This is a genomic window from Methanothermococcus sp. (genome assembly GCF_015523155.1).
GTDB lineage: Archaea > AGJL01 > Methanococci > Methanococcales > Methanococcaceae > Methanofervidicoccus.
The window spans coordinates 1-25,529 of the sequence record NZ_WAKW01000018.1; the positions used below are offsets into that span (position 1 = coordinate 1).

General features: G+C 28.7%; 21 protein-coding genes. 11 read left to right on the plus strand and 10 right to left on the minus strand.

What is annotated here, in order from left to right:
- The first annotated feature begins 122 nt into the window (after window positions 1-122).
- Window positions 123-1,769, plus strand: a complete 1,647-nt coding sequence (locus tag F7B34_RS02450) for a tRNA uridine(34) 5-carboxymethylaminomethyl modification radical SAM/GNAT enzyme Elp3 (protein WP_292460097.1) — start codon at window positions 123-125, stop codon at window positions 1,767-1,769.
- 154 nt (window positions 1,770-1,923) lie between these two features.
- Window positions 1,924-2,577: a fructose-6-phosphate aldolase gene (gene fsa, locus F7B34_RS02455; protein WP_292460099.1), complete on the plus strand. Its 654-nt coding sequence runs from the start codon at window positions 1,924-1,926 to the stop codon at window positions 2,575-2,577.
- A gap of 30 nt (window positions 2,578-2,607) precedes the next feature.
- Here fsa and F7B34_RS02460 read toward each other — a convergent pair whose 3' ends face one another.
- The 3 genes from F7B34_RS02460 to leuS all read right to left on the minus strand — a co-directional run bounded on the left by F7B34_RS02460 (window position 2,608) and on the right by leuS (window position 7,830).
- A complete protein-coding gene (locus F7B34_RS02460; RefSeq protein ID WP_292460101.1) occupies window positions 2,608-3,462 on the minus strand; it encodes a DUF4013 domain-containing protein in 855 nt (284 codons plus the stop codon).
- Window positions 3,463-3,564: 102 nt separating this feature from the next.
- Window positions 3,565-4,782 (minus strand): molybdopterin molybdotransferase MoeA, encoded by a 1,218-nt coding sequence (locus F7B34_RS02465; RefSeq protein WP_292460103.1) that lies wholly within the window; start codon window positions 4,780-4,782, stop codon window positions 3,565-3,567.
- Window positions 4,783-4,881: 99 nt separating this feature from the next.
- On the minus strand, window positions 4,882-7,830 hold the full coding sequence (gene leuS / locus F7B34_RS02470; protein ID WP_292460105.1) for a leucine--tRNA ligase: 2,949 nt from the start codon (window positions 7,828-7,830) through the stop codon (window positions 4,882-4,884).
- A 263-nt stretch (window positions 7,831-8,093) separates the two neighbouring features.
- Here leuS and proS point away from each other — a divergent pair, with 263 nt between their 5' ends.
- Entirely contained in the window at window positions 8,094-9,476 is a 1,383-nt protein-coding gene (gene proS / locus F7B34_RS02475) for a proline--tRNA ligase (protein ID WP_292460106.1), read from the plus strand.
- A gap of 65 nt (window positions 9,477-9,541) precedes the next feature.
- Here proS and F7B34_RS02480 read toward each other — a convergent pair whose 3' ends face one another.
- On the minus strand, window positions 9,542-10,726 hold the full coding sequence (locus tag F7B34_RS02480) for a TraB/GumN family protein (RefSeq protein WP_292460108.1): 1,185 nt from the start codon (window positions 10,724-10,726) through the stop codon (window positions 9,542-9,544).
- 173 nt (window positions 10,727-10,899) lie between these two features.
- Between F7B34_RS02480 and F7B34_RS02485 the strand changes: the two genes are divergently transcribed.
- The gene (locus tag F7B34_RS02485; protein ID WP_292460109.1) at window positions 10,900-11,865 is read left to right on the plus strand and encodes a mechanosensitive ion channel family protein; all 966 of its coding nucleotides are present in this window, start codon (window positions 10,900-10,902) and stop codon (window positions 11,863-11,865) included.
- A 42-nt stretch (window positions 11,866-11,907) separates the two neighbouring features.
- Here F7B34_RS02485 and glmM read toward each other — a convergent pair whose 3' ends face one another.
- Window positions 11,908-13,287 (minus strand): phosphoglucosamine mutase, encoded by a 1,380-nt coding sequence (glmM, locus tag F7B34_RS02490; RefSeq protein WP_292460110.1) that lies wholly within the window; start codon window positions 13,285-13,287, stop codon window positions 11,908-11,910.
- A 58-nt stretch (window positions 13,288-13,345) separates the two neighbouring features.
- Between glmM and F7B34_RS02495 the strand changes: the two genes are divergently transcribed.
- The 7 genes from F7B34_RS02495 to F7B34_RS02525 all read left to right on the plus strand — a co-directional run bounded on the left by F7B34_RS02495 (window position 13,346) and on the right by F7B34_RS02525 (window position 19,471).
- A complete protein-coding gene (locus F7B34_RS02495; RefSeq protein WP_292460113.1) occupies window positions 13,346-14,293 on the plus strand; it encodes a hypothetical protein in 948 nt (315 codons plus the stop codon).
- A gap of 82 nt (window positions 14,294-14,375) precedes the next feature.
- On the plus strand, window positions 14,376-14,930 hold the full coding sequence (gene gmhA, locus F7B34_RS02500) for a D-sedoheptulose 7-phosphate isomerase (protein WP_292460114.1): 555 nt from the start codon (window positions 14,376-14,378) through the stop codon (window positions 14,928-14,930).
- Between the two features lie 33 nt (window positions 14,931-14,963).
- Complete coding sequence (gene rfaE2, locus F7B34_RS02505; RefSeq protein WP_292460115.1) at window positions 14,964-15,440, plus strand: D-glycero-beta-D-manno-heptose 1-phosphate adenylyltransferase; 477 nt, start codon at window positions 14,964-14,966, stop codon at window positions 15,438-15,440.
- 40 nt (window positions 15,441-15,480) lie between these two features.
- Window positions 15,481-16,389, plus strand: coding sequence for a bifunctional heptose 7-phosphate kinase/heptose 1-phosphate adenyltransferase (locus F7B34_RS02510; RefSeq protein WP_292460117.1), 909 nt, complete (start codon window positions 15,481-15,483; stop codon window positions 16,387-16,389).
- A 70-nt stretch (window positions 16,390-16,459) separates the two neighbouring features.
- Window positions 16,460-16,963, plus strand: coding sequence for an HAD family hydrolase (locus tag F7B34_RS02515; RefSeq protein ID WP_292460120.1), 504 nt, complete (start codon window positions 16,460-16,462; stop codon window positions 16,961-16,963).
- A gap of 25 nt (window positions 16,964-16,988) precedes the next feature.
- Window positions 16,989-18,176, plus strand: coding sequence for a glycosyltransferase family 4 protein (locus F7B34_RS02520; protein ID WP_292460131.1), 1,188 nt, complete (start codon window positions 16,989-16,991; stop codon window positions 18,174-18,176).
- A gap of 14 nt (window positions 18,177-18,190) precedes the next feature.
- Window positions 18,191-19,471, plus strand: a complete 1,281-nt coding sequence (locus F7B34_RS02525) for a lipopolysaccharide biosynthesis protein (protein WP_292460121.1) — start codon at window positions 18,191-18,193, stop codon at window positions 19,469-19,471.
- A gap of 102 nt (window positions 19,472-19,573) precedes the next feature.
- Here the strand turns inward: F7B34_RS02525 and F7B34_RS02530 are convergent, their stop codons facing one another.
- From F7B34_RS02530 to F7B34_RS02550, 5 genes are all read right to left on the minus strand, one after another.
- Complete coding sequence (locus F7B34_RS02530) at window positions 19,574-20,701, minus strand: glycosyltransferase family 4 protein (protein ID WP_292460124.1); 1,128 nt, start codon at window positions 20,699-20,701, stop codon at window positions 19,574-19,576.
- A gap of 99 nt (window positions 20,702-20,800) precedes the next feature.
- Window positions 20,801-21,871 (minus strand): hypothetical protein, encoded by a 1,071-nt coding sequence (locus tag F7B34_RS02535; RefSeq protein ID WP_292460125.1) that lies wholly within the window; start codon window positions 21,869-21,871, stop codon window positions 20,801-20,803.
- A 5-nt stretch (window positions 21,872-21,876) separates the two neighbouring features.
- Entirely contained in the window at window positions 21,877-22,980 is a 1,104-nt protein-coding gene (gene glf / locus F7B34_RS02540) for a UDP-galactopyranose mutase (RefSeq protein ID WP_292460127.1), read from the minus strand.
- Between the two features lie 23 nt (window positions 22,981-23,003).
- Entirely contained in the window at window positions 23,004-24,293 is a 1,290-nt protein-coding gene (locus tag F7B34_RS02545; protein WP_292460129.1) for a flippase, read from the minus strand.
- Window positions 24,294-24,325: 32 nt separating this feature from the next.
- Complete coding sequence (locus F7B34_RS02550) at window positions 24,326-25,441, minus strand: glycosyltransferase family 4 protein (RefSeq protein WP_292460130.1); 1,116 nt, start codon at window positions 25,439-25,441, stop codon at window positions 24,326-24,328.
- Window positions 25,442-25,529 lie beyond the last annotated feature (88 nt).

Genomic DNA, 25,529 nt, shown 5'->3' on the forward strand with positions numbered 1-25,529 from the left:
AGTTTATATTATTTATATTTTTATATATCTATTTCATTTATATTTTTAAATATTATCTACATTATTTTACAAATAACTATATTACTTTTATAATATATAAATCCAATGTTTTTGGTGGTATTATGAATAATTTTAATAAAGGCGATAATAATTATAAAAAATTTATAAGGTGTATAATCAATAAATTATTGTTAAACAAGGACAAGTTAAATTCCCTTACATCAAAGAAAAAAAAACAAAAGGTTGAAGATATCAAGGCACAGTGTTTAAAAAAATTTGATTTAAATATCGGTTTTCCTCCAAATTCGGAAATAATAAGATATGCAACAGAGGATGAGAAGAAAGAAATACTGCCATTTCTTAGAAAAAAACCAATTAGAACATTGTCGGGGGTTGCAGTTGTGGCAGTGATGACATCCCCCGATAAATGCCCTCATGGAAAATGTTTATTTTGCCCAGGTGGAATTGAAAGCACTTTTGGAGATGTTCCTCAGAGTTATACAGGAAGAGAACCTGCCACAATGAGGGGTCTCATGTATAAATTTAACCCATATATTCAAACAAAGGAGAGAATTGAGCAACTTGAAAAAGTTGGACATCCAACCGATAAAATAGAGTTAATTATAATGGGGGGAACATTTCCAGCAAGACCTATTGAATATCAAGATAATTTTATAAAGGGATGCCTCGATGCCATGAATGCCACAGTATCGAAAACACTTGAAGAGGCTCAGAAAATAAACGAAACATCGAAGCACAGATGCGTGGCTATTACAATTGAAACAAGACCTGATTACTGTAAAGAAAAGGAAATAAATCAAATGCTTAAATTAGGTACTACAAGGGTAGAGCTTGGAGTTCAAACAATATACAACGATATTTTGGAATATGTAAAAAGAGGTCATACAGTTGAAGACTCCATAGAGGCAACTCAGCTTTTAAAGGATAGTGGTTTAAAGGTATCATATCATATTATGCCTGGACTTCCAAAATCTTCAAAAGAAAGAGATAAAAAAGTATTTTATGAAATATTCAACAATCCAGATTTTAAACCTGATTTAATAAAAATATATCCTTGTCTTGTAATAAAAGGGACTGAATTATATAAGATATGGGAAAAGGGAGAATTTAAACCTATAAACGATGATGAAGCCATTGAACTTATTACATATGCAAAATCCATAATGCCAAAATGGGTAAGAACTTCACGAATACAGCGGGATATTCCTGCAACAGCAATTGAAGATGGGGTTAAAAAAAGTAATTTAGGAGAACTGGTCTATAAAAACCTTGATAAAAAAGGCATAAAGTGTAAATGTATAAGATGTAGGGAAGTTGGACATGTAATGTATAAAAAAGGAGTTATTCCTGATATTGAAAATATAAAATTATGTAGGGAGGATTATATTGCAAGTGGTGGAACAGAAATATTTTTATCATATGAAGATGTTAAAAATGACATACTTATTGGATATTTAAGGTTAAGAATGCCTTATAAACCATTCAGACCAGAGATAGATGACAAAACAGCATTAGTTAGACAGCTGCATGTGTGCGGTCAGGAGCAAAAATTAACCGAAAAGGAAAATAAGGAGACCACATGGCAACATAAGGGATATGGTAAATTGTTATTAAAGGAGGCTGAAAGAATAGCAAAAGAGGAGTTCGATAAAAATAGATTACTGATTACAAGCGGTATCGGTGTAAGAGAATATTATAGAAGGTTGGGATATGAACGAGTTGGGGTATATATGGGTAAAAATTTATAAAAAATTAATAATCTTCTTAACATATTTTTATGTAGTATAGATAATAAAATAATAGATAATAAATAAAATAATAAATTATAATATATTTGCAATTATATAAAAATTAAATTAAAATAATTATAAAATAATATTAAAAAATTAAAAAGGTGAAAAAATGAAGTTTTTCTTAGATACTGCAAATGTTAATAAAATTAGGGAATTTACTGAAATTGGATTAGTTGATGGCGTTACAACAAATCCAACACTCATCGCAAAGGAAGGAAGAGATTTTCACGAAGTAATTAAAGAGATATGTTCAATAGTGGATGGTCCAGTGAGTGCCGAAGTAATAGCCCTTGATGCAGAAGGCATGATAAAAGAGGCTAGAGAGCTCTCAAAACTTGCAGATAATGTTGTAATTAAAATACCCATGACAAAGGAAGGATTGAAGGCAGTTAATGTTTTATCAAAAGAAGGAATAAAAACAAATGTTACCCTTATATTCTCAGCAAATCAGGCATTAATGGCTGCAAAAGCAGGAGCTACCTATGTATCCCCATTCGTTGGAAGATTGGATGATATTGGTCAAAACGGTATGCAGTTAATAGCTGAAATTGTTCAGATATTCAGAAACTACGACATAAAAACGGAGATAATTGTGGCATCTGTAAGACATCCAATGCATGTAATAGAAGCAGCTGAGCTCGGAGCAGATATTGCTACAATTCCATTTGCAGTATTGGATAAAATGTTTAACCACCCATTAACCGATAAAGGTATTGATAGGTTTATGAAGGACTGGGAAGAATATTTGAAAAACAAAAAATAATTTATTTTCACATTTACTTAATTAATATTATTAATTTTTTAATTTCTTTAATTTATCGACATAATAGTTTGATATAGACCTATAATATATCACAGATAAAAAGAAGGATGTAAATCCTCCTGTAATGGCATACAACACTTTTGAGATATAAAGCATTGTGGTGTTGTATGAGAGCTCAGATAATATGGATAACACCATGGCAGGCAAATTTATTAAAGCACTGATTACTACAAATATTAACCACAATAGTATCAACAGTACAATATACTTTAAAGATATTAATTTAAGTATGTATTTAAACTCAAAAAACCCCTCAAATCCTTTTTTAGCAAAATTTACCGTTGCAAGAGGTATATATAATATAGCCAATATGGCTAATATACATATCACTAAAATAAACAGCAACAGACCTATAATTATATTCATATTTGGGTGGTAATTGCTTATATGGTTATATACAGGTATAAATAATAATGCACTCATCAATATTATGGGTAATCCTATAACTACAAACCCAAAAATCAGCAAAGCTACATAGTATAAAAATCCATTTTTAATGAAAGTTCCAAAGTTTTCCCACTCTGGAAGAGTATCTATGGATTCAATGGTATTTTTTGATATAGTTATATAATATCCCATCAATATAATTGAGATTATTATGGTAAATAAAGAAAGCACTACAAATATAGCAATCATTGTAGTTAAACCCTCTATTGATGGGGTATATGTTCCAAATCTACTGCCAGAATAACTAATAACACCTATCATGGCAGAAAGTAGTTCCAATGGCAAAATAGCTATAATATTCAGCACTCCACCAACGAATATTTTTTTCCAATCGGACGTAGCATATTTAAATGGTTCTTTAATATAACGTTCAAACATAAAAAACCCCTTTTATTATTAGATTATAATTAAAACATTCTTTTTTATTTTTTATATTTATTTTATTATAATAATTCTTAATTTTTATTTTTTTCTTTTTCCTTAAAAGAGATATGCCTTTAAAATACTACTCTTTTCGTACCCCTCAATATTTTCATTTATAATTACATAACCATCAGCCTTTGTTATTGAAGATATAACCCCACTTCCTGTTATTCTCAAAGGTTCAATATAGGTTTTATTATTTTTATTTATTAATTTTATCCTGACGACATCCGTCCTTCCAAGTGTGGATGCAATGTTTCTATTCAACGGAAGATAAACATATTTTCGAGCCCTAAAATAATTTCTAAAAAACAACTCAAATTGAACAGCAGAGGCTACTGGATACCCCGACAGTATAAATATGAATTTTTCTTCATCATTTAGAACACATTTTGCAAATCCAAAGGGTTTTCCAGGTCTTATTTGAACTCCATGTATTAATATATTCCCTATCTCTTTAATCACTTCAACTGTATAGTCTCTATCCCCAACGGATGTTCCGCCAGTTGTGATTATTACATCATTCTCATCGAGTGCCTTTAATATGGTATTTTTTATTTCTTCCTTATTGTCCCTTGCTCTTTTGTATATTGTAGGTGTAAGTCCGGTTTCTTTTATTAACGAATAAAGCATAGGTGAGTTTGAATTTACTATTTTATACTCATTTTTTAATTCATCTATATCGTTAAAATCATCCAAATCAACCAATTCATCCCCAGTAGATATTAATCCTATTTTTAAATCATAAACCTTAATATTTTTTATACCTGACGATGATAATAGTGCTATATGGTATGGTGTAATTACTTCCCCTTTTTTTATTATTAAATCTCCTTTTTTTACATCCTCTCCAATTCTTGCCACATTTTCATAGGGATGAACCCCCTTTCTAACTTCCACAAATCCATCTTCTTCAATACAGTATTCCTTCATCACTACGGCATTTGCCCCCTTTGGTATGGGCATTCCTGTGGATAGTTTTATACACATATCAGTTCCAATTTCTGCGTTATTTGGATTTTCATCAACTAAATTTAAAATTATCGGATTATTTTCAGAAGCTCCAAAAGTATCTTTTGCCATTACAGCATATCCATCCATTGCGGATTTATTAAACATTGGTAAATTCATTGGAGTTCGTATATCTTCAAAAGAAATTTTATTATATGAGCTCAGGATATCAACAATCTTATACTTATGTTTCATCATTTCATCGAAACTATTAAATACTATATTTTTAGCCTTATTATAACTAATTAGGTTTTTTAAAAGCATATCTACACCTTATATTTTAGTTTAATATTGATATTTTATAGGTTATATATGAATACCCTCATTATGGAAAGGGTTAAAATAAATAATTTTATAGAAAAATCATTCCATATAGATAGCAACCTTATAAGGTATTGCGAATCTCTTTTTGTTTGCTTTATCTTCGCCGTTTATAATAATTTCGCATCCAAATTCTTTTTCAAGGAATTCCTTTGCATCCCTTAATACCATAACCTCATCGATGATAGGTTTTATTCCAATTTTCATTATTTCGTTTATGAGTTTTGGAATTTCCTTTCCATATCTTCTAAACTCAGTATTTCGAAGTGAATTCTTCGAATTCGCTGACTTACAAAAACTCGAAGAGTTTTTGTCAAGTTTCATTATGATAGGCATTATCTGTTTTACATTTTTATCCCTGTTTTCATTCATGATTTTTAAAATCTCATATTTCCACTCATCTGATGTGTATAAATATATTTTTTCTGGTTTTATTTTTGCAACATCCATAATGTTCCTTATATCTTCCATTGTGGATTTTATGAACTCCTCTCCTAAATCAAGGGATTCATCGATATATTTTTCATCAGCTACTGGGAAAGATTCCTTTGATACATATCCATCTTTACCTAGGAGCTCCCATATCTCTTCACATAAATGGGGTGTCATAGGTGCAAGTATCTTTGTCCATATTTCAACTACTTCCCTCAATATGTTCTTATTATTCCCTCCTCTCCTCCTATACCATCTTAAATCATTCATAAGACCATAGAACAATATTCCCACTTTTCTAAGGTGGAATTTATCATAAGATTCATCTGCTATTTTTATGGCATTATGGGCTCTATGCAATAGCCATTTATCAATTGTTGATAATTCATCCAATTCATTTAAATTATTGTCAATATCCTTTACATCCTCTGCTAACTCGTAGAATTTAATTAAATTATCCCTCGCCTTCTCCATCTCTTTAAACTTAACATCTGCATCCTGCGGAAGCTCGGCACAGGTGGTGATGTAAAACCTCCCAACATCAGGACCGTATTTTTCAGCAACTTCCATTACTGGAAGAACAGGACCCTTTGATTTTGAAAGTTTTTTACCTTCTATTGTTACATATCCATTTACAACAATGCCTCTTGGCCAAAACTCCTCATCGAACAGTGCTACATGGTTAAATATCATAAATGTTAGGTGGTTAGGCACAAGGTCTTTTGCCGAACATCTCCAATCCAAAGGATAATAGTATAAAAATTCTTTTCTCATTTCCTCTATGAGCTCGACATCTATATTTGTGTTTTTTGAAACCTCCTTTATATCTCCTTTTCCAAAGAACACATAGTCGAATAATTCTGGAAGGAGTTGCTCAGGTTTTATATTGTTTGTATTTATTGTCTTTGCTATTGTGTAGTATGCCATATATATGGTGCTGTCTGAAAGGCTCTCAATCATCCAATTTTTATCAAATGGAAGCCTTGTTCCAAGCCCTTTTTTCCTTGCACATGCCTTATCCTTCATCCAGTCAATTTTATTGTGGAAATCCACCCTTATTGATTCTGGGATAAAGTTCATCTTATCTACGCATTCATGAGCCTTTTTCTTCCATTCCTCATCTGAGTATGTAATGAACCATTGCCCTTTAACTGTTTTTACAACGCATTTTGTTCCGCATCTACAAACAACCTCAGGTTCTGAGAATTCATAAAGAATCTCTGCAATCCCTTTGTTAATTAAATCCTTTGTAAGTTTGTCTTTTATATCTCTTACAGCGATGCCTTCATACTCTCCGCAGTTTTCATTTAATATACCTTTGTGGAATTCATCCTTGTAGATTTTGTTTGTTGCCTTTTCTAAATTCTCCTCATCATTTTGGTCTTTTATTCCCATTTTTTCTACAATTTCCTTTGCAGGATATTTTCCATATCCATCTATTTTTATAAGGGGTATCAATTCATCGTCAGTTAATTCCTTTCCAATGCTGTTATAGTAATCCCTTAAAGCAACATAATCATAAGGAGCGTGTGCTGGAACACTCATTACACATCCTGTTCCGATTTCTGTTTCAACAAAGGTTGCAGGATATATTGGCACTTCCTTGTTTGTAATAGGATTTATTACAGTTTTTCCAACTAATTCACTTCCTTTTATTTCTTTTATTAATTCTACTTTTTTATCTTGATTTTTAAGCTTCTCAGATGCTTCTTTGCTGACAATCCATATGCCGTTGTATTTTAGCGTTATATCCTCGCTGTCGGAATTTTGAATCTCATCATAAACTTTTATTATATAATAGGTTTCATCCGGGTTAATCCAAGCATTTACTACACCAAATATTGTTTCAGGTCTAAGGGTAGCCATAGGCATGATGCATTCTTCTTCTTTTCCATTTATATCCATTTTTAACTTAAATTTTAAAAGCACATATTCAATAAGTGTTGCCTCTTCTCCCTTTAATAAATCGTGGTCTTCCACAGGGTTATCACAACTTGGACAGTATCTAACAGGGTGGGAGCCTTTTTTAATATATCCTTTTTCCTTTAACTTTAAAAACTGCCATTCTATGAACTTTTTAAATGTTTCATCGTCCGTTTTAAAGTTTCTCCTCCAGTCAAGTGAAAATCCCATTTTTTTAAATGATTCAGTAGCCTTTTTTGAGAAATATTTTACAATGTTCTCTGGTGTGTTTAATGTCAATAAATCATCCATAGGTATATTATGTAAGGTATTATATGCCCAAAGTGTATGTTCATCTTGTTTTTTTATGAGCTCAGCAAGTCCCAATATTGGGGTTCCACTTACATGGTATCCAAAAGTCCATAAAACATTTTTATTTTTCATTCTATGATATCTTGCAATTGTTTCTGGAATTGTGAAGGTTCTTAAATGTCCCGCATGTAAAACACCGTTTAAGTATGGAAATGCCGCAGTTATGTAAAACTTATTTTCGTTTTTATTTGGTTCTTCTGGATTTCCAGCATCCGCTTCAAATATTCTGTCTTCTTCCCATCTTTTTTGCCATTTTTCCGCAATTTTAACAAAATCAACTGACATGTTTATACCTCTTACCTTTTTTCCTTTTTCTTCCTTTTTATTAAAACAATGATATAATAAATGTTATAATAAATTACCATAATAAATATACATATTTTAAAATAGTTTTTTATGTTATGATGCATAATATACTATATGGTATATTTATAAATAATTTAAATAATATTTTATTTATATTTTCATTTAGTATTTCATTTTTATGTATTTTTATGTATTTTTACAGTTAGAAAATATTATAATATATATTAATAATAGGTGAAACAGTGGAAAATTTCTCAGAGTGGTATGGAAATATACTTGAAAAAGCGGAAATATACGATTTAAGATATCCAATAAAAGGATGTGGTGTTTATCTACCTTATGGCTTTAAAATAAGAAGGTATGTATTTGAAATAATAAGAAACATGCTCGATGAATCAGAGCATGAGGAAGCACTATTTCCAATGCTCATCCCAGAAGACCTTCTTGCAAAGGAGGGGGAGCATATAAAAGGATTTGAAGATGAAGTTTATTGGGTGACCCATGGTGGAACAGCGCCTCTTGATGTAAAACTTGCTTTAAGACCTACTTCTGAAACACCCATATACTATATGATGAAGTTGTGGATAAAGGTGCATACAGACCTTCCAATAAAGGTTTATCAAGTTGTAAATACATTTAGATATGAAACAAAGCATACAAGACCTCTTATTAGATTAAGAGAAATCATGACATTTAAGGAAGCCCACACAGCCCATGCTACAAAAGAGGATGCTGAAAACCAGGTAAGGGAAGCAATAGGCATATATAAAAATTTCTTTGATGAGCTCGGCATTCCAACAATCATATCAAAAAGACCAGAATGGGATAAATTCCCAGGTGCAGAATACACTATGGCATTTGATACCATATTCCCAGATGGAAAAACTATGCAAATAGGAACAGTCCATAATTTAGGGCAGAATTTTGCAAAAACCTTTGAGTTGGAGTTTGAAACCGCAGACGGTGGAAAGGACTATGCATATCAAACATGCTACGGTATATCCGATAGGGTAATTGCATCAATTATAGCACTCCATGGGGATGAAAAAGGGCTTATTCTTCCACCAAATGTTGCACCGATTCAGATAGTAATTGTTCCACTATTATTTAAAGGAAAAGAAGAAATTGTAATTAATAAGGCAAAACAAGTATATAACTTATTAAAAGAAAAAGGATTTAGAGTAAAACTTGATGATAGAGACATAAGGCCAGGTAGGAAATTCAACGACTGGGAACTAAGAGGGGTGCCACTTAGGATTGAATTGGGTCCAAGAGATATAAAGAATAAAAAGATTACATTATTCAGAAGAGATACAGAAGAAAAATTCCAAATAGATGAAGAGGACTTAAATGAAATAAACAATATAATGGATTCCATAATGGAAACAATTAAAGAAAAAGCTAATGAAAGAGTAAATTCATTCATTACCGTAATAGATGATGGATATAGTAGAGCCCTCACAGATAAGATAAAAGAAACACTTGCAGAGAAAAAGGGAATAATTTTGATACCATATAATAAAGATATATACAACGAAGAGTTTGAAGATTTAATAGATGCCTCTGTTCTTGGAACCACTGAATACGACGGAAAAGAGTATATCGCAGTTGCAAAGACATACTAAAAAACTAACATTTCTATATATATAGTTATTATAAACTATTTTTATTATCTTTTTATCTTTTTTATTTACCAAAATAAATGCAAAAATCCTGGAACAAAATAAAATGTCCCAATGGCACTTCCAATACTGGAAAGTGTTGCAACCATTAAAACTCTTATTATATTGTTATTCATTAACCTTTTTAAATCATCGGAGTTGAACAATTCATCAATATCCTCTGATGTAATACCCCTGTATTTTAACTCAACAAGCCCTGCAACATAACCTGCTCCAATTACTGGAATCAAAGAGGTTATTGGTGCTGCAAGAAATGCCGAAATAATTGATGGAATCTTCCCACGGGCAAGGATTGCACCGAGTGCTGATAAACTACCATTTATAAATATCCAGTCAATAGTTAATTTTTTTAGGGCTTCAGGATTTGAAGATATTGAATAAAATCCATATAATATAATACACAATACTATTGCCGAAAATATTATTTTAAAATAATTTTTCCCCTTTTTTATCTCCATTAATTCCTTTAAATTTATATCTATTTCATTTTTTTCAAGCTTTTTTAGATAATTGGCTATTCCTTTTAAATGACCTGCTCCCACAACTGCCAGTATTTTTTCCTTTTCTTTACTAATTTCAAAAATATTTTTTGCCATAAATTTGTCCCTTTCATCTACAAGAACTTTATATATTGATGGAGACATTTCTTTTAAAATTTTAATCAAATCTTCCGCATTATTTATCATTTCATTTAATGATTTTTCATCCAATTCTGGATTATTTTTATCATCAAAAATCCCAAATAAAAAACTTAATTTTTCTTTAAAACTCATGCTTTTCAATGCACGTTTCAATGTAATATTTATAGGTCTATCTATTAAAGATATTGGTTTGCCATATTCTATAGCTAAATCCACCGCCTTTTTCATTTCACTACCTGGTTTTATACCAAACTTCTCCCCAATATCTTTTTGAAAATTCGCTAAAATAGTATGAATCAAAAAAATACCTATATTTCCTTCTTTTATTAATTTTAATATATCAATATTATTTTTACCATTATTTTTCATCTTACCAACATTATTATTTGTAATGGCAAAAAACCTATCTTTATCCAATTCAACAGCTATCAAATCAGGGTTTATATTAGATATTGCCCTCTCAACCTCATTTATGCTCTCGCCAGATACATGAGCTGTTCCTATTAAATAGACATCACATTCATTGATACCGTTGTTAATTTTTATATGCATAATTTCACCGTTTTTATTTAAGTATAATATATAATTTTATAATTTTTATTATTAATATAACTACATAAAAACCTAAAAGATATTTTAATAATTATTTTACAACATACATATAAAAATTTATTTAAAATAAAAAATTAAAATTTTTTAATTAAAAATATAATCTAAGGGAAAATATGATTAACAAAAATTTAATATTTAATGCTAAGTTTTTGATTAAAATAATAATTTTACTTAGTATATTGTATTATTTGGGAACAACATTAAATATATATCAGTATGTACCAATATTTGAAATATACAGCGATAAGGTAATTATATTAGTAGTATTATTCCTTGGAACATTGATATTTTTAGATATATCCTTGGAATTAATAAGAAAATTTTTTGAAAAAAAAGGGGAGTTAAGAGATTATCCAATGTTTGCACTGGTATTTAAATATATAATCTGGTTTATTTCAGGATTACTTGCAATTTCACTATTGTATAGAGGTATAGGTTCCATTATAATGTCCCTTGGTTTAATAGGTGCAGCATTGACTTTTGCCTTACAACGACCTATTATGAATTTTGCAGGATGGGTACATCTTATTTTAACAAGACCTTTTAAAATCAACGATAGAATATATATAAAGGATGTAGGAATGGGAGATGTATATAAAATAGACACCATGCATATCTATTTAAAAGAAGTGGATAAAGAGCCAACAGGACGAAATTTAACTATTCCAAATGCCTATGTTTTAACAAATGCCATAACAAATTATACAAAAGGTTCTTCGTATGTTTGGGATAATGTAACAGTAACAATAACTTATGAAAGTAATTGGAGAAAGGCTGAGAAACTTGTTTTTGAAGCTTGTAATGAGGTTGTTGGAGATATGATGCAGGAGCTCGCGGAAGTTTGGAAGAACAAACCCAGACTATTTACAAGGGCAAAAATCTGCGATAAACCTATTGTTAGGATAAAACTATTAGACAGCAGTATAGAAATAAAAGTAAGATATTTAGTTGATGCATTTGAATGGGCAGATATAAAAACTAAAATTATAGAAAATATACTTACAAAATTTGAAAAAGAAAAGGATGTTGAAATAGCTTATCCACACCTAGAAGTTATATATAGACCTAAGGAAGAATAATAAATCTCATAATAATTAATAAATAATAATCTAAAATATAATTCATTTATCATAATATTCATTTTCCATTTTAATCAATTTGATACCTTTTTCCAAGAGCTCCTTTGCCACCCTATAATCTTTTGCTTCAACTCTCACTCTAATATAAGGCTCAGTTCCAGAAGGTCGTATAAGCACCCATCCATCCTCTAAATTAAACCGAGCTCCGTCAATTGTCTCAGGGATTACATTATATATTTTTTCTCCATTTTCAATTACATGATTCATTACATTCACTTTTTTATCATCGGGACATGGAATTTTTTCTCTTAAATTTACATATGATGGAACCTCATCCATGAGCTCACATAATTCTTTACCATAGAATTCCATCATCTCCAAAATTCTCAATCCCGATAAAATCCCATCAGGAGTTAAATGTATATCCTTATGAATCCATGTTCCCGATGGCTCCCCACCAAAAATAGCATTATATTTATTCAATGCCTCTGAAACTGCAACATCTCCCACTTTTGTTCTAATTACTTTCACATTTAAATCTTTTAAATACTCATCAACAGCCATTGAAGCATCCACTGTGGTAATTATTGCTTTTTGACCGGTTTTTTCTACAATATATCTGGAAAATACGGCAAGCAGTTTATCAAAATCAGTTAATCTTCCTTTTTCATCTATGGCTATCATTCTATCGGCATCGCCATCATGGGCAATTCCTATATATCTACCGCCATTAATATTATTATCATTATTTTTATCTTTATTTTCATTCAGACCTTTTATCATTTTCATAGTTTCATATAAATTCTTCTCATTAGGCTCCGGCATTCTTCCAACAAACCTTCCATCAATGTGGGCATTTATAGATATTACATGAGCTCCTACATCGGTAAATAAATAAGGTGAGGCTACACAACCGGCTGAATTTGCACAATCTACAACAACATTGAAAGGTTTGTTTATATCCACATTTTCAAGAATAAAATCCATATACTTTTTTATTGCGGTTTCATCCTTCCAAACACTTCCAACACAATTCCAGTCTGCTCTTTTAAAATCCTTGTTAGATACAATTTTTTCAATCTGCTTTTCCTGCTCTGGTCTGAATGCAGTTCCATCCTTATTAAAAAGCTTTATGCCGTTATATTCTGGTGGATTGTGGGATGCCGTTATCATAATACCTACATCATAATTTCTAGCCGAAAAACCAAGAGTCGGTGTTGGAACAATACCTATGTTTGTTATATCGGACCCTCCATTTAAAAGCCCCGTAATAAGTGCATTTTTAATTAATCCTCCTGTTGTTCTGGTGTCCCGCCCTATTACAACATTTTTCGCTATCTGAGATACTGCAAATCCTATTTTATATGCAATCTCTGGATTTAAGTTTTTCATTCTTATACCCGACGTTCCAAATAGTTTCATAATATCACCAATATAAAACCAGTAAATTATAAATAATGATTAATGGTTAATTTATAGTATGTTATCCGATGTATTATATAATATTATATCATCAAATAATCATGATGATGCAATTTATTTTTCTAAAATATTGGGGGAGCTCTACAAAAACAACGATATATCAATATACAAGAATTATTTTAAAAATTTAGGCATTGTTGAAAAAGATGATTTATTGTTGTATGGAAAAAATTATCCATTATTTAGGTCGCTGTCATATTTTAATGAAGTTCCACTGTTTAAAAATGAATCTCAGTCTATTTTATTTTTAAAAAATAATGGATTTAATCCAAATGATAGGTTGGTAAATTTAAACGACAATGAACGAAATAAACTTGGAAATCTTCTATTAAATAAAATTACCACTAAAATACCAAAAGAATATGTAAAATATGCTCCAAAATTAATATTTGGGAAATGCTATTATTTAAAAAAATACAGCATGGAATTAAAGGAATATATTTCAAAATTAAATGCACTCTGCAAATTAAAAAGATACGATGAAGTTGAAAGATGTATAATATATCAAAAACTACCAGATGAAAAGCTTGTTAAGGAATATAAAATGAAATTGGCAAAATCCATAAGATTGTTTAATAAAAAATTGAATAATATGGAAATTGGATATACCATCCTTACATACAATAATAAAACCTATCCCTGCCAGTATATCTATATAAAACAATCACTTCTCGATAAAATAAAGGGCTGGGTTTTTGGTTCCATAGATGGACAGCACTATCCTGTTATTGTAAATACGGCATATTCTCATCCAAAAATAAACTACATGCAACCATTTTTTATACTTGTGGAGGGAAATAAAATAAATGTTTTTGCAAGAGCTCCGAAACTTTTATATTTCAAGGAAAACTTAACATTAAACTATTTAAATTTAACTGGAAAACACACTTATTTTGGGACTTGGGATAATGCAATGTTTGAAAAATTTGTTCATGGCGAAAAATAATTTATATGCCTTTTTTAATAATATATACATGTATCTGTATATTTTTTAAATATTCCTGATAAAATAATGAAAGGGGTGCATCATGTTAAAAAATCACTTTAAAGAGTCAGTAGATGTAAAGATGGATTTTATAAATAAAAATGAAGAAAATTTAAAAAAATGTATTGAAATAATAAAAAATTCCTTAAAAAATGGAAATAAAATATTAATATGTGGGAATGGTGGAAGTGCCGCAGATGCTCAGCACTTTGCCGCAGAAATAGTGGGAAGATTCAAATTAGAAAGAAAGGGATTTCCAGCAATAGCCCTTACAACAGATACGTCTATTTTGACAGCAATTGGAAACGATTATGGATTTGATAAAATATTCGAAAGGCAGGTTGAGGCATTAGGTAAGGAAGGGGATGTTTTGGTTGGAATATCCACAAGTGGAAACTCCACAAATGTAATAAATGCAGTTAATAAGGCAAAAGAAATGGGAATATATACCATCGGATTACTTGGAAAGGATGGAGGAAAGTTAAAGAACATCGTTGATTTACCATTAACTGTTGATTCAAACAATACCGCAAGAATACAGGAATGTCATTTAACGATATATCATGTAATATGTGAAGAAGTTGAAAAAGAATTATAAAAAATAAAAAAATAAAAATAATTATGTGAAATCATGATAATTAACGATAGAAATCTATTAAAAAATATAGTAAGTGAGCTAAAAGCCCAAAATTTAGAAATTGTTTTTACAAATGGGTGTTTTGATATAGTTCATAAAGGGCATGTTGAATATTTAAATCATGCAAAAAGATTTGGAGATGTTTTAATAGTTGGTATTAACTCTGATGAATCCATAAAAAAAATAAAAAGAGATAAAAGACCCATTATTCCATTGGAATCAAGAGTATATATTCTGGATAATTTAAAATCAATCGATTTTGTAGTTCCATTCGATGAAGAAACTCCAATAAATTTAATAAAAATTATAAAACCGGATATTCATGTGAAAGGAGGGGACTATAACGAAGAAGATTTGCCAGAATCAAAAATAATTAAAGAATATGGTGGAAAAGTAAAAATAATCCCATTGATTGAGGGATTTTCTACAACAAATATAATTGAATGGGTTTTGGAAAAATACAAGGAATAAATAATGAATAAATAAAAAACAAAAACAGTGGAGGGAAAAAATGATATGTGTTTTAGGGGATGTAATGCTTGATAAATACACTTACGGAAAGGTTGAACGGATAAATCCAGAAGCACCAGTTCCTGTATTGAACGTAGTCGAAGAGAAATACGCACTTGGAGGAGCAGGAAATGTTGCAAACAATATCGCATCTTTGGATGAGGATGTTGTTTTATTGGGAGTATGTAATGAAAACGGCAATTTTGGAATGCAAATGGCTGAATTATGCAAAAAAAAGAATATAAAATACCACTTTATAACCGATGGACGACCTACAATAGTAAAACATAGATTTGTTGCATTAGGCTATAATCAGCAACTTTTAAGGGTAGATTACGAGGAAAAGCATCCACTAAATTGTAATTATTCAAAGATGTTTGTTGATAAAATAGTAGAATTTAATCCAGATATATTGATAATTTCAGATTATGCAAAAGGGGTAATTACAGAAGATTTAATGAAAAATATAAAAAAACAATTTAAAGGCAGAATATTAATAGACCCAAAACCTGATAATATACACTTATATAAAAATGTATTTTTAATAAAACCAAATTTAAAAGAAGCCTCTGGAATTGTTGGAAGGGAAATAAAAAACAACAATGAAGATGTTGAAAAAGCAGGATTGGAAATTGTAGATAGGTATAATACAAATGTGGTAATTACGAGAAGTGAAAAAGGTTCGACACTAATTACACTTGACAATGAGATACACCACATCCCAACAGAGGTAAGGGAAATCCACGATGTTTCTGGTGCAGGAGATACCTATATTGCTACACTTGGTTATGCTTTAAGTAAAAAATATGATTTAGTCGATGCAGTTAAACTGGCAAATAAGGCGAGCTCAATAGTAGTTGGAAAAGTTGGAACTGCAACAGTTAGTTTGGAAGAGTTGTTTGGTAAATAACCATATAATATCATCAATCGTTATTTCAAATAAACATAGAATTGATACTAAAAGAGAATAAAGGGAAAATATGAATAAAGCAATATTCCTTGATAGGGACGGGGTTATTAATAAACGGTTAATTGGGGACTATGTTAAAAAAATAGAAGAATTTGAGATATTGCCAAAGGTAAAAGATGCATTAATTGAATTTAAAAAGATGGGTTATTTATTGATAGTAATTACCAACCAGCAGGGAATTGCAAAGGGTATAATGACTGAGAATGATTTAAAAGTTGTTCATGAGTATATGCTAAAACAATTGCCTGAGATAGACGATATATACTATTGTCCCCATCTAGATGGAACATGCGATTGTAGAAAACCAAAAAACGGCATGCTTTTAAAAGCTAAGGAAAAATGGAATATGGATTTCAATAAAAGCTGGATGATTGGAGATAGTGAGAGCGACATTATTTGTGGAAAGAGTGTAGGTTGTAAAACCATAAGAATACTATATGATGATGAGAAAACAGATGCAGATTTTACTGCTAAGAATTTATTTAAGTGTGTTGAGATTATAAAAAATAAATAATAATAAAAAATAAAAGTAGATGTAAATTATGAGGATTAGGTTAATTATCTTTTCGGGGTATTATGTCCCACATATAGGAGGATTGGAAACTCATGTGGATGAATTTGTAAAATATTTATCTAATGATAAAAATTATGATATTTATATATTTGCACCAAATATCCCAAAGTATAAAGAGTTTGAAATAAGGCACGATAATGTTAAGGTTTATCGATACCCTGCATTCGAAATCATATCGAATTATCCGGTCCCAAATATTTTTAATATTAAATTTTGGAAGATGTTTTTTAATTTGTATAAAATAGATTTCGATATTGTGATGACAAGAACAAGATTTTTTTCAAATACATTTTTGGGATTTCTTTTTGCAAAATTTAGATGGAATAGAAAAAACTTAATCCATGTTGAGCATGGAAGTGCATTTATTAAAGTAGAAAATGAATTTACAAATAAACTGGCCTATTTTTATGATAAAATAATTGGAAACATAATCTTTAAAAAATCCGACTGTGTAATAGCAATATCAAAGGCAGTTAAAAATTTTATTGTGGAGAATTTTATTGAAGATAATAATATTCCCATTGTATATAGAGGATTGGAAATAGAACATATTGAAAGCATAAAAGAAAATAATAATATAAAGGAAAAATTTAAAAACAAATTAAGATTATGTTTTGTTGGTCGTTTATATAAATGGAAAGGTGTTGAGAATATTATTAAGGCATATAGGGAGCTCCCAAAAAATATAAAAGAAAAAACTGTTTTAATTATTGTAGGTTATGGTGAAGACTTAGAAAGACTTAAAAAACTTTCAGGAGATTATTTGGATAACGGTATTTATTTCACTGGGAAAAAAGATTTTAAAGATGCAATAGGGATTGTTAAAGCGTCTGATATTTATATTCACTCATCTTATAAGGGTGGCGGTTTGTCGAGCTCACTATTACAGGCAATGTGTTGTGGAAAGGCTATTGTTGCAAGTCCTTATGAAGGTGGAGATGAAGTCATTATTGATGGAAACACAGGTATTTTGTTAAAAGATAACAGTCCTGAACAAATTAAAAATGGAATTATTAAATTAATTAAAAATAAAGAATTAATAGAAATTTACGGGAAAAATGCAAAAAAATTTATAAAAGATAATTTTAATTGGCAGAGCTCTGTTGAAGAATATAAAAAGATTTTTGAGAAATTATTAAAAAGTAAAATTTAAAACTCGGGGTTTATATGTTAAAGAAACACTACAACAATTTAAAAGATAAGATATATAATCTTACAAAGAAGTATTCTTCAAAGGTAGGTTTAGATCTCCCCTATTTTATAAAAGGAGGGTTTTGGTTAAGTGTTGGGCAGTTCTTCGGAACTTTAAAGGGGTTTATTTTAAGTATAGTTTTTGCCAATTTATTGTCAAAAGAAGTTTTTGGAGAGTATAGTTTTGCAATAACAGTTTTAGGTATTGCAGGAATTTTTACACTTCCTGGAATGGGTGTTGCAGTTGTTCAGGCAGTTGCAAAAGGTTATGAAGGAACATATTTTAGAGCTCTGAAAGAAGTTTTTAAATGGAGTTGGTTTGGAAGTTTGTTATTGTTGGGATTTTCCATTTATGAGTATTTTTATGGAAGATTTGATGTAATGTTGATTTTTTTGATATTATCTTTTATCTTTCCATTTTATTCTTTTTCTGGATTTTATCCAAATTTAATAAATGGTAAAAAAAGATTTGATATTTTAACCAAATTATCATCATTTTTTAATATTATTTCAACAATTTTGATAGTTATAACGGTATATTTTACAAAAAGTGTTTTTTGGATTGTTGTAATTACAGTGTTAGCTCAAATATTAATTAATGGATATTTTAGTCTATTCTATGTTAAAAAATTTGTAAAAAATAAAAAAATAGATGAAGAAGGTATTAAATTTGGAAAAAGTATTAGTTTTTCAATGGCATTATCCAATATTGCAAATAATTTTGATAGTTTAGTTGTAGCTTACTTTTTAGGTTTTTCTGATTTAGCTATTTTTAAAATTATTACATTATTACCTAACCAAATTAAAATACTTGCAAACGCTTTTAGTCCAATGCTACTTCCAAAGATTGCCTCCAAAGATATGGGTAAAAAAGATTTAATGAAGCATTTTAAAAAGTTTTTTTTAGTTGTTGTTTTTTTAATTTTGATTTATTGGGTTATTGCCCCGTTTATTTTCAAGTGGTTTTATCCAAAATATTATGACTATGTTTGGTTGAGTATGGTTTTTCATTTAAGTTTTATAAGTTTTTTATATATTCTTCCATATAATTATCTAATAAAAGAAAAAAAAGGAGATTTAATAAATAAATTTTATAATTATTCAGCCATTTTATTAATAATTATATCTCCTGTGTTTGTATATTACTATGGGTTAATTGGAGCAATTGCTGGGAGAATTATTTGTAGATTATTTGCGTTAGTTGTAATATTGTTCTTATTTTTCAAATATGGAATCGATAATAATGATGGTGATTGAATAACTTATTTTATAAATTATTTTTATGAAGTTATAACTTTCAGCTTCGATACGATTAATAAGACTTAAAGTTTAATAATTCTTCACATCAAGGCCGAAATTTTATTTTTCATAATTCTTAAATATATTTACTAATTTTTTTTCTAGGGCATTCCAACTGTATTTTTTTATAAATTTATCTCTGGCTTTCCAACCTATTTTTTTAGATTTTTCGTCATCATCTAAAACAAGCTCAATAGTTTCTGCCAATCTTTTTGGATTACCTGGTTCTACAATCCATCCACATCCTTTCAATACCTCTGGTAAATCAGAAACTTTTGTAGCAATTATGGGTTTTGCCATTGCCATAGCATCAAACACTTTTGCAGGCATTTGTCCAACGGTTGAATAACTTTCCCGCTGAGGTATGACTACAACATTTGCAATAGATAAAATCTCTGGAATCTTTTCAAAAGGTTGCAAACCATACCATATAAATCGATTGTTTAGTGTATTTTTGGCATTATCAATTAATTCTTTACAATATTGGTTAGAAATATCGATACCCACAATTACTAAAATTATGTCTTGATTATTAATTAACCTCACAGATTCTAATAAATCATCTACGCCTTTATGTGGTCGGGGGGTTCCAAAAAACATTATAATTTTTTTATTTTTCTCTATATGGTACTTTTTTCTCAACTCTTTACAATCGTATTTTTCAGGATTAAATTTTTCTGCATCTCTTCCATGCCATATAATTGTTCCACCAAATTTTTTCTGTAAAAAGCTATTTGATACGGTGATTTCATCCGCGAGAAAATATAATTTTTCAAAAAGTAATATTTGCCAGTAAACTAGGGATTTAAAACGAGCAAGTGAATTTTTAAAATTTTCTTTTATAAACCCCATTTCCCAATCATCAATATCTAAAATTAAAGGTCTATTCTTCAAAAATTTTATTAATAATCCCACGCCAAAGCTTGTATATGTAGGCTTACTAGCATAGATTACATCTCCATCTGCAAGATTAATTAACTCTTTAACATGTTTCAAGCCAAACTTGCTATTAATTTTAATAGATTTGTAGGTAATGGTTGTATCATTAGCAACGGGGTTCCATATTCCATTTCCAAACATGGGTCCAATAATTTCTACATCATAATACTTTTGCAGCATTTTAGCTAGAAGATATGCTCTACCAAGACAGTTGCGTGATAAATCAGGTGTTAATATGGAAATTTTCATAATTATCCCCTTAGTAAATAAAATTAGTCTCTGATCAATTCTTTAATATATACTAATTATCATGTTTTAAAATTATTTCAGAAAATTTATTAAATTACTTTATTTGAATATCTGTTTTAAATTTGAAACGAATTTATCAGGTTCTTCATTTATTACTCTTCTGTAATAGTCGAAATCACAACATCGTTTTTCAAAGTTTTCAAAACAATCTTTAATTTTATTTATGACATTGGGGATATATTCTACTTGATCTTCAAATTTATATGCTTCTGGAATTGGAACATCCTCATAATATCTTGCTGAACCTCTTTTACCTGTAATAACACAGCACCTTAAAATAGCAGCTTCCCTTGGTATTCTATCCTTTCCAGGGTGGTTTCCAAAGTCGATATAAACCTTTGCTTTTTGTAAAGTTTTTATTACTTCATCCCTTGTCATATTTATAATTGGAATAAATTCTATATCTGGTGCTGCTTTAATGATTTTTTTTGTAAATGAATACCCTTTTTTAGGATTATATGCTACAATGTTTTGCTTTTGTGATAAGTCGGTTTTAATTTTTAAAAAGTCTTTATTTAGATAATCAGATAAATAATATATTGGTTTTTTTATATTTGATTTTTCTAATATGTCTTTTGCATAGAAAGATTGAACCATATGATAATCAGCTAATTTTACGAAAGAGTCGTGTTTTATAATTTTTACAAATTCATTAGAGTCATAATTAAACTTTTGATACATAATTTCTTTTATATCAAAAATTTGTTTGTTGAGTACTATATGACCTATTTTATTCATTAATCTATATATAAAGAAATTCCTTTTTGAGAACAGTATTTTATATATGATAAAATTATCAACACTTAGCCACCAAAGGACTTTTCTAATTTTTTTGAATTTAGACATTATTGGTTTTATCCAATAAATTTCAGGGTATATTAAAATATTTTTTTCTGAATCTTCAATTTCATGAATAAAAATATTATTATAATTTTTATAGACATCATGGTAAGGCTCAGGGCCTTCAAAAGGATAATAAAGATAAGATTCAATATTTAGTTCTGTCCTTAAATGATATGTTAATTGATGTAAGAGTTCTATGCCGCCGGTTATTTTAGTTGAAGGTAAGCAAATATATATTTTAGTATCTTCATAGATTGAAATTCCCATGGTATTCACCCTTTTAATCCATCATATAATTCCAAAGCTCTTTTAACAGCTTCATCCATATTATAATATTTATATTCTGCTAATCTTCCAATAAAATATATGTTTTTATTTTCCAATTTTTTAACTTCTTCCAAATATTTCTCCAAAATTCTTTTATTTCCTTCATTTAATATTGGATAAGCAACGACACCAACATCTGAAGGATATTCAATACATATCGTTGTTTTTTCATGTTTTTGTATAGTCATTTTTTTAAATTCAGTTATTCTTGTAAAATCATAGTTATTATTATAATTAACTACTGCAACTGGCTGAAAATCATCATTAAATGTCTTAAATTCAAAATTTAAACATCTGTATGGTAATTTACCATATTTATAATCAAAGAAATAATCAATTTCTCCAGTATAAATCATTATATCATAACTAATATAATCAATAATTTCTTTATAGTCAGTATTTAATAAAATTTTAATATTCTTATTATCAAGCATTCTTTCAAACATCTTTATATAACCATTTTTTGGCATACCTTGATATTTATCATTAAAATATCTATCATCTCTACTTATTACAACAGGCACTCTTGCCGTTACAGACTTATCAATCGCTTCTGGTTTTAAACCCCATTGTTTCATTGTATATTTCAAAAACACTTTTTCATAAACAAACTCAGCCAAATATTTTAAATCATTATCATCAATATTTTTTAAATCTAAAATTGGAATTCTTTTTCCATATCCAAAATGAGTTATTAGTTTTTCCTCTAATTTTTCAGCATATTTCTTTGGGAATAATTTATATACGGTATTTAAATTAAACGGTATTGGTACCAATTCCCCATCAATATTTCCTAAAACTTTATGTTGGTAATAAATCCAATCTGTGAATTTAGATAGATAATCCCAAACTTCTTTATAGTTTGTATGAAATATATGTGGCCCATATTTATGCACTAAAATACCATGTTCATTATAATAATCATAACAATTCCCCCCTATGTGATTTCTCTTTTCTACAATTAAAACTTTTTTTCCTTCTGATGCAAATCTTTCCGCTAATGTTATTCCAGCAATTCCTGCCCCTATAATCAGAATGTCAGTTTTCATACATAATACCTCCATTTAATTAATTAAATTATTTTTTTCCATTTAAGATATATATACATTGATAGTGTAATAACTATCTCTGTGATTAATATAGATATGGAAATACCAATATGCTTCCAAAATGGAACTAGAATAACTGCTAAAATTATATTGGTAATGCCACCCGCAATAATAATTTTTGTAAATGCTCGTTTATGACCAAATGTTAGCATCGTTTGAATGCCAAATATATTACTTAAACCAATGATGAATGGTAAGAATGCCAAAATTCTAATGACTATTGTTGAGTTATAATATTGCTCTCCCAATACTATTTTTACTATCAAATCTGCAAATATAAATATCAACAAAGAAAGAATAAATGTAAATACCCCAACACCTTTTATTAATTTTTTAATAACAGATATGGCTTTTTCTTTAGATTCTGATGTCAATCTGCTAATATATGGATAAAATGTTTGAGATATTGGATTTAACATGCCCAAAAATGCTTGAATTAGTCTATATCCTGCGGCGAAATATCCTACAATAGTGTTGTTGGTAAACAATCCCAATATAACCATATTTGATTTTGTATATGTATTTATTGAAACTGTAGAAACAAATATGTGCCACCCTTCTTTTAATTGATGAATAATTTCTGTTTTAGTAGGTATTTTAAAAACAACATTAAATTCTTTGAATATAAAAATTAAACTTAAAACACCTGCTACTAGATAACCTAAAGAGTTTATAAGTGGAACATAGATATAATCTGAAGTATTCTTTATAAAAACAAATATGGAGATTGTAAATATTGTTTTAGAGATTATATTTAAAAATGTAATATATTTCATTCGTTCCATACCTTGAAAAAACCATACTGGAAATAAAACATTTCCTAAAATTCCTATAAATGTAAATATATAGACAATCCAATCATGCTTAAATTTTTCAAAAGAAAATACTACAACACATAAAACTATAAAACTTAAAATCATAAAAACAATTTTTATAACCATTATAGAACTAAAAATTTCTGACAATTTTTCTTTGTTATTCCTATTTATGGCTACTTCCCTCGGTGCTGATAATTTAAATCCATAATCCACTATAATACCAAAATAACCTATAAATGCACTAGCAAAAGCTATAAGTCCATATTTGTCAGGCCCTAAAACTCTAACTAAATAAGGAAATGTAATCAGAGGTAAAATATAATTTAAACCTTGCAGTGTAAAAAGAGATGCAAAATTCTCAGATAATTGTCTGATTTCCTTATTTTTTAATTTTCCTTTTAAGTATTTAAGTTTGTGTAATATATCTTTAATCATTTTTTCGACCTTATCTTTTCATGCCATTGGATCTATTCCAATAGTTTTAATTTGTTTAAAAAATAATAAATAATCTGTTTAGCCCTATTCTCCCAGGAATAACCCTTAACCTTATCAAATGCATTCTGTATTAATTTATTTTGTAAATTAGCATCTTTTATCAGTTTTTCTATTTTTTCAGCTAAATCTTTTTCATCATCAGGTCTAACAAATAAAACTTCATTCTCATTAACAACTTCCCTAATACTTGGTAAATCACTTGCTATAATTGGTCTTTTTGATGCCATGTATTCGAATAACTTTAATGGGGAAGTATATTTAACTGAAATTTCATATTTAGAAGAATTTGGAATAACTAAAACATCCGATGCTTTTAAAAATAAAGGAACCTTAGAATTTTCAACAAAAGGTATAATAATTATATTTTTATTTTTGTATTCTTTTTTTAATTTACTCACCTGTTCTTCACTACCTCCAACTATTAAATAAACCATATTTTCTTTATTTTTTAAATGTTCATAAGATTTTAAAAATGTCTTATATCCTTTCCAATCCTGCAAACTTCCTATATATGATACTATTGTTTTATCCTTTGGTAAATATAACATATCTCTTGCTTTTTCTTTTGAAATATTAATATCAAACCTATTTAAATCTACACCATTAGGTAAAAATACCATTTTTGAAACATTTTTATTATCTTTAAAATATTTTATATTATTTGGATTAACTGTAATAACAGCTTTTAACATATTTAAACAGTTTTTAAATAAAAGTAACCATGTTCTTCTTTCGTTAATTTCATGTAGTTCATAAATTACCTTTTTATCTTTAAAGAACTTTGAAACTAAAAAGGCAAATATTAAATCTCTCGTGTATATATATTCATAATTACTTTTTATACTTAAAAACCTCAAAAATAACAACAAACTTCTAAAATAGTAATTTAAAAAAGGTTTCAATGAAATTATATTAAAATCAACATTTTCATTATAAACTCTTTTAATAGTATTTTTATCACTATTAAAGCTCATAAGTGTAATATCTTGCCCAATTTTCTTAAATGCCTTACACATATTCAAAACTTGAATTCTATTTGCACATGGTTTTGAAAAATCTGCATTATGAACATATAAAATTTTACTCATGATTATTCACCAGGTTGTAAATTCCATTAACTCTTTTTCCATAGTTTTCCCAGGTATATTGTTCTGCCTTTTTCCTTGCTCTTTTTCC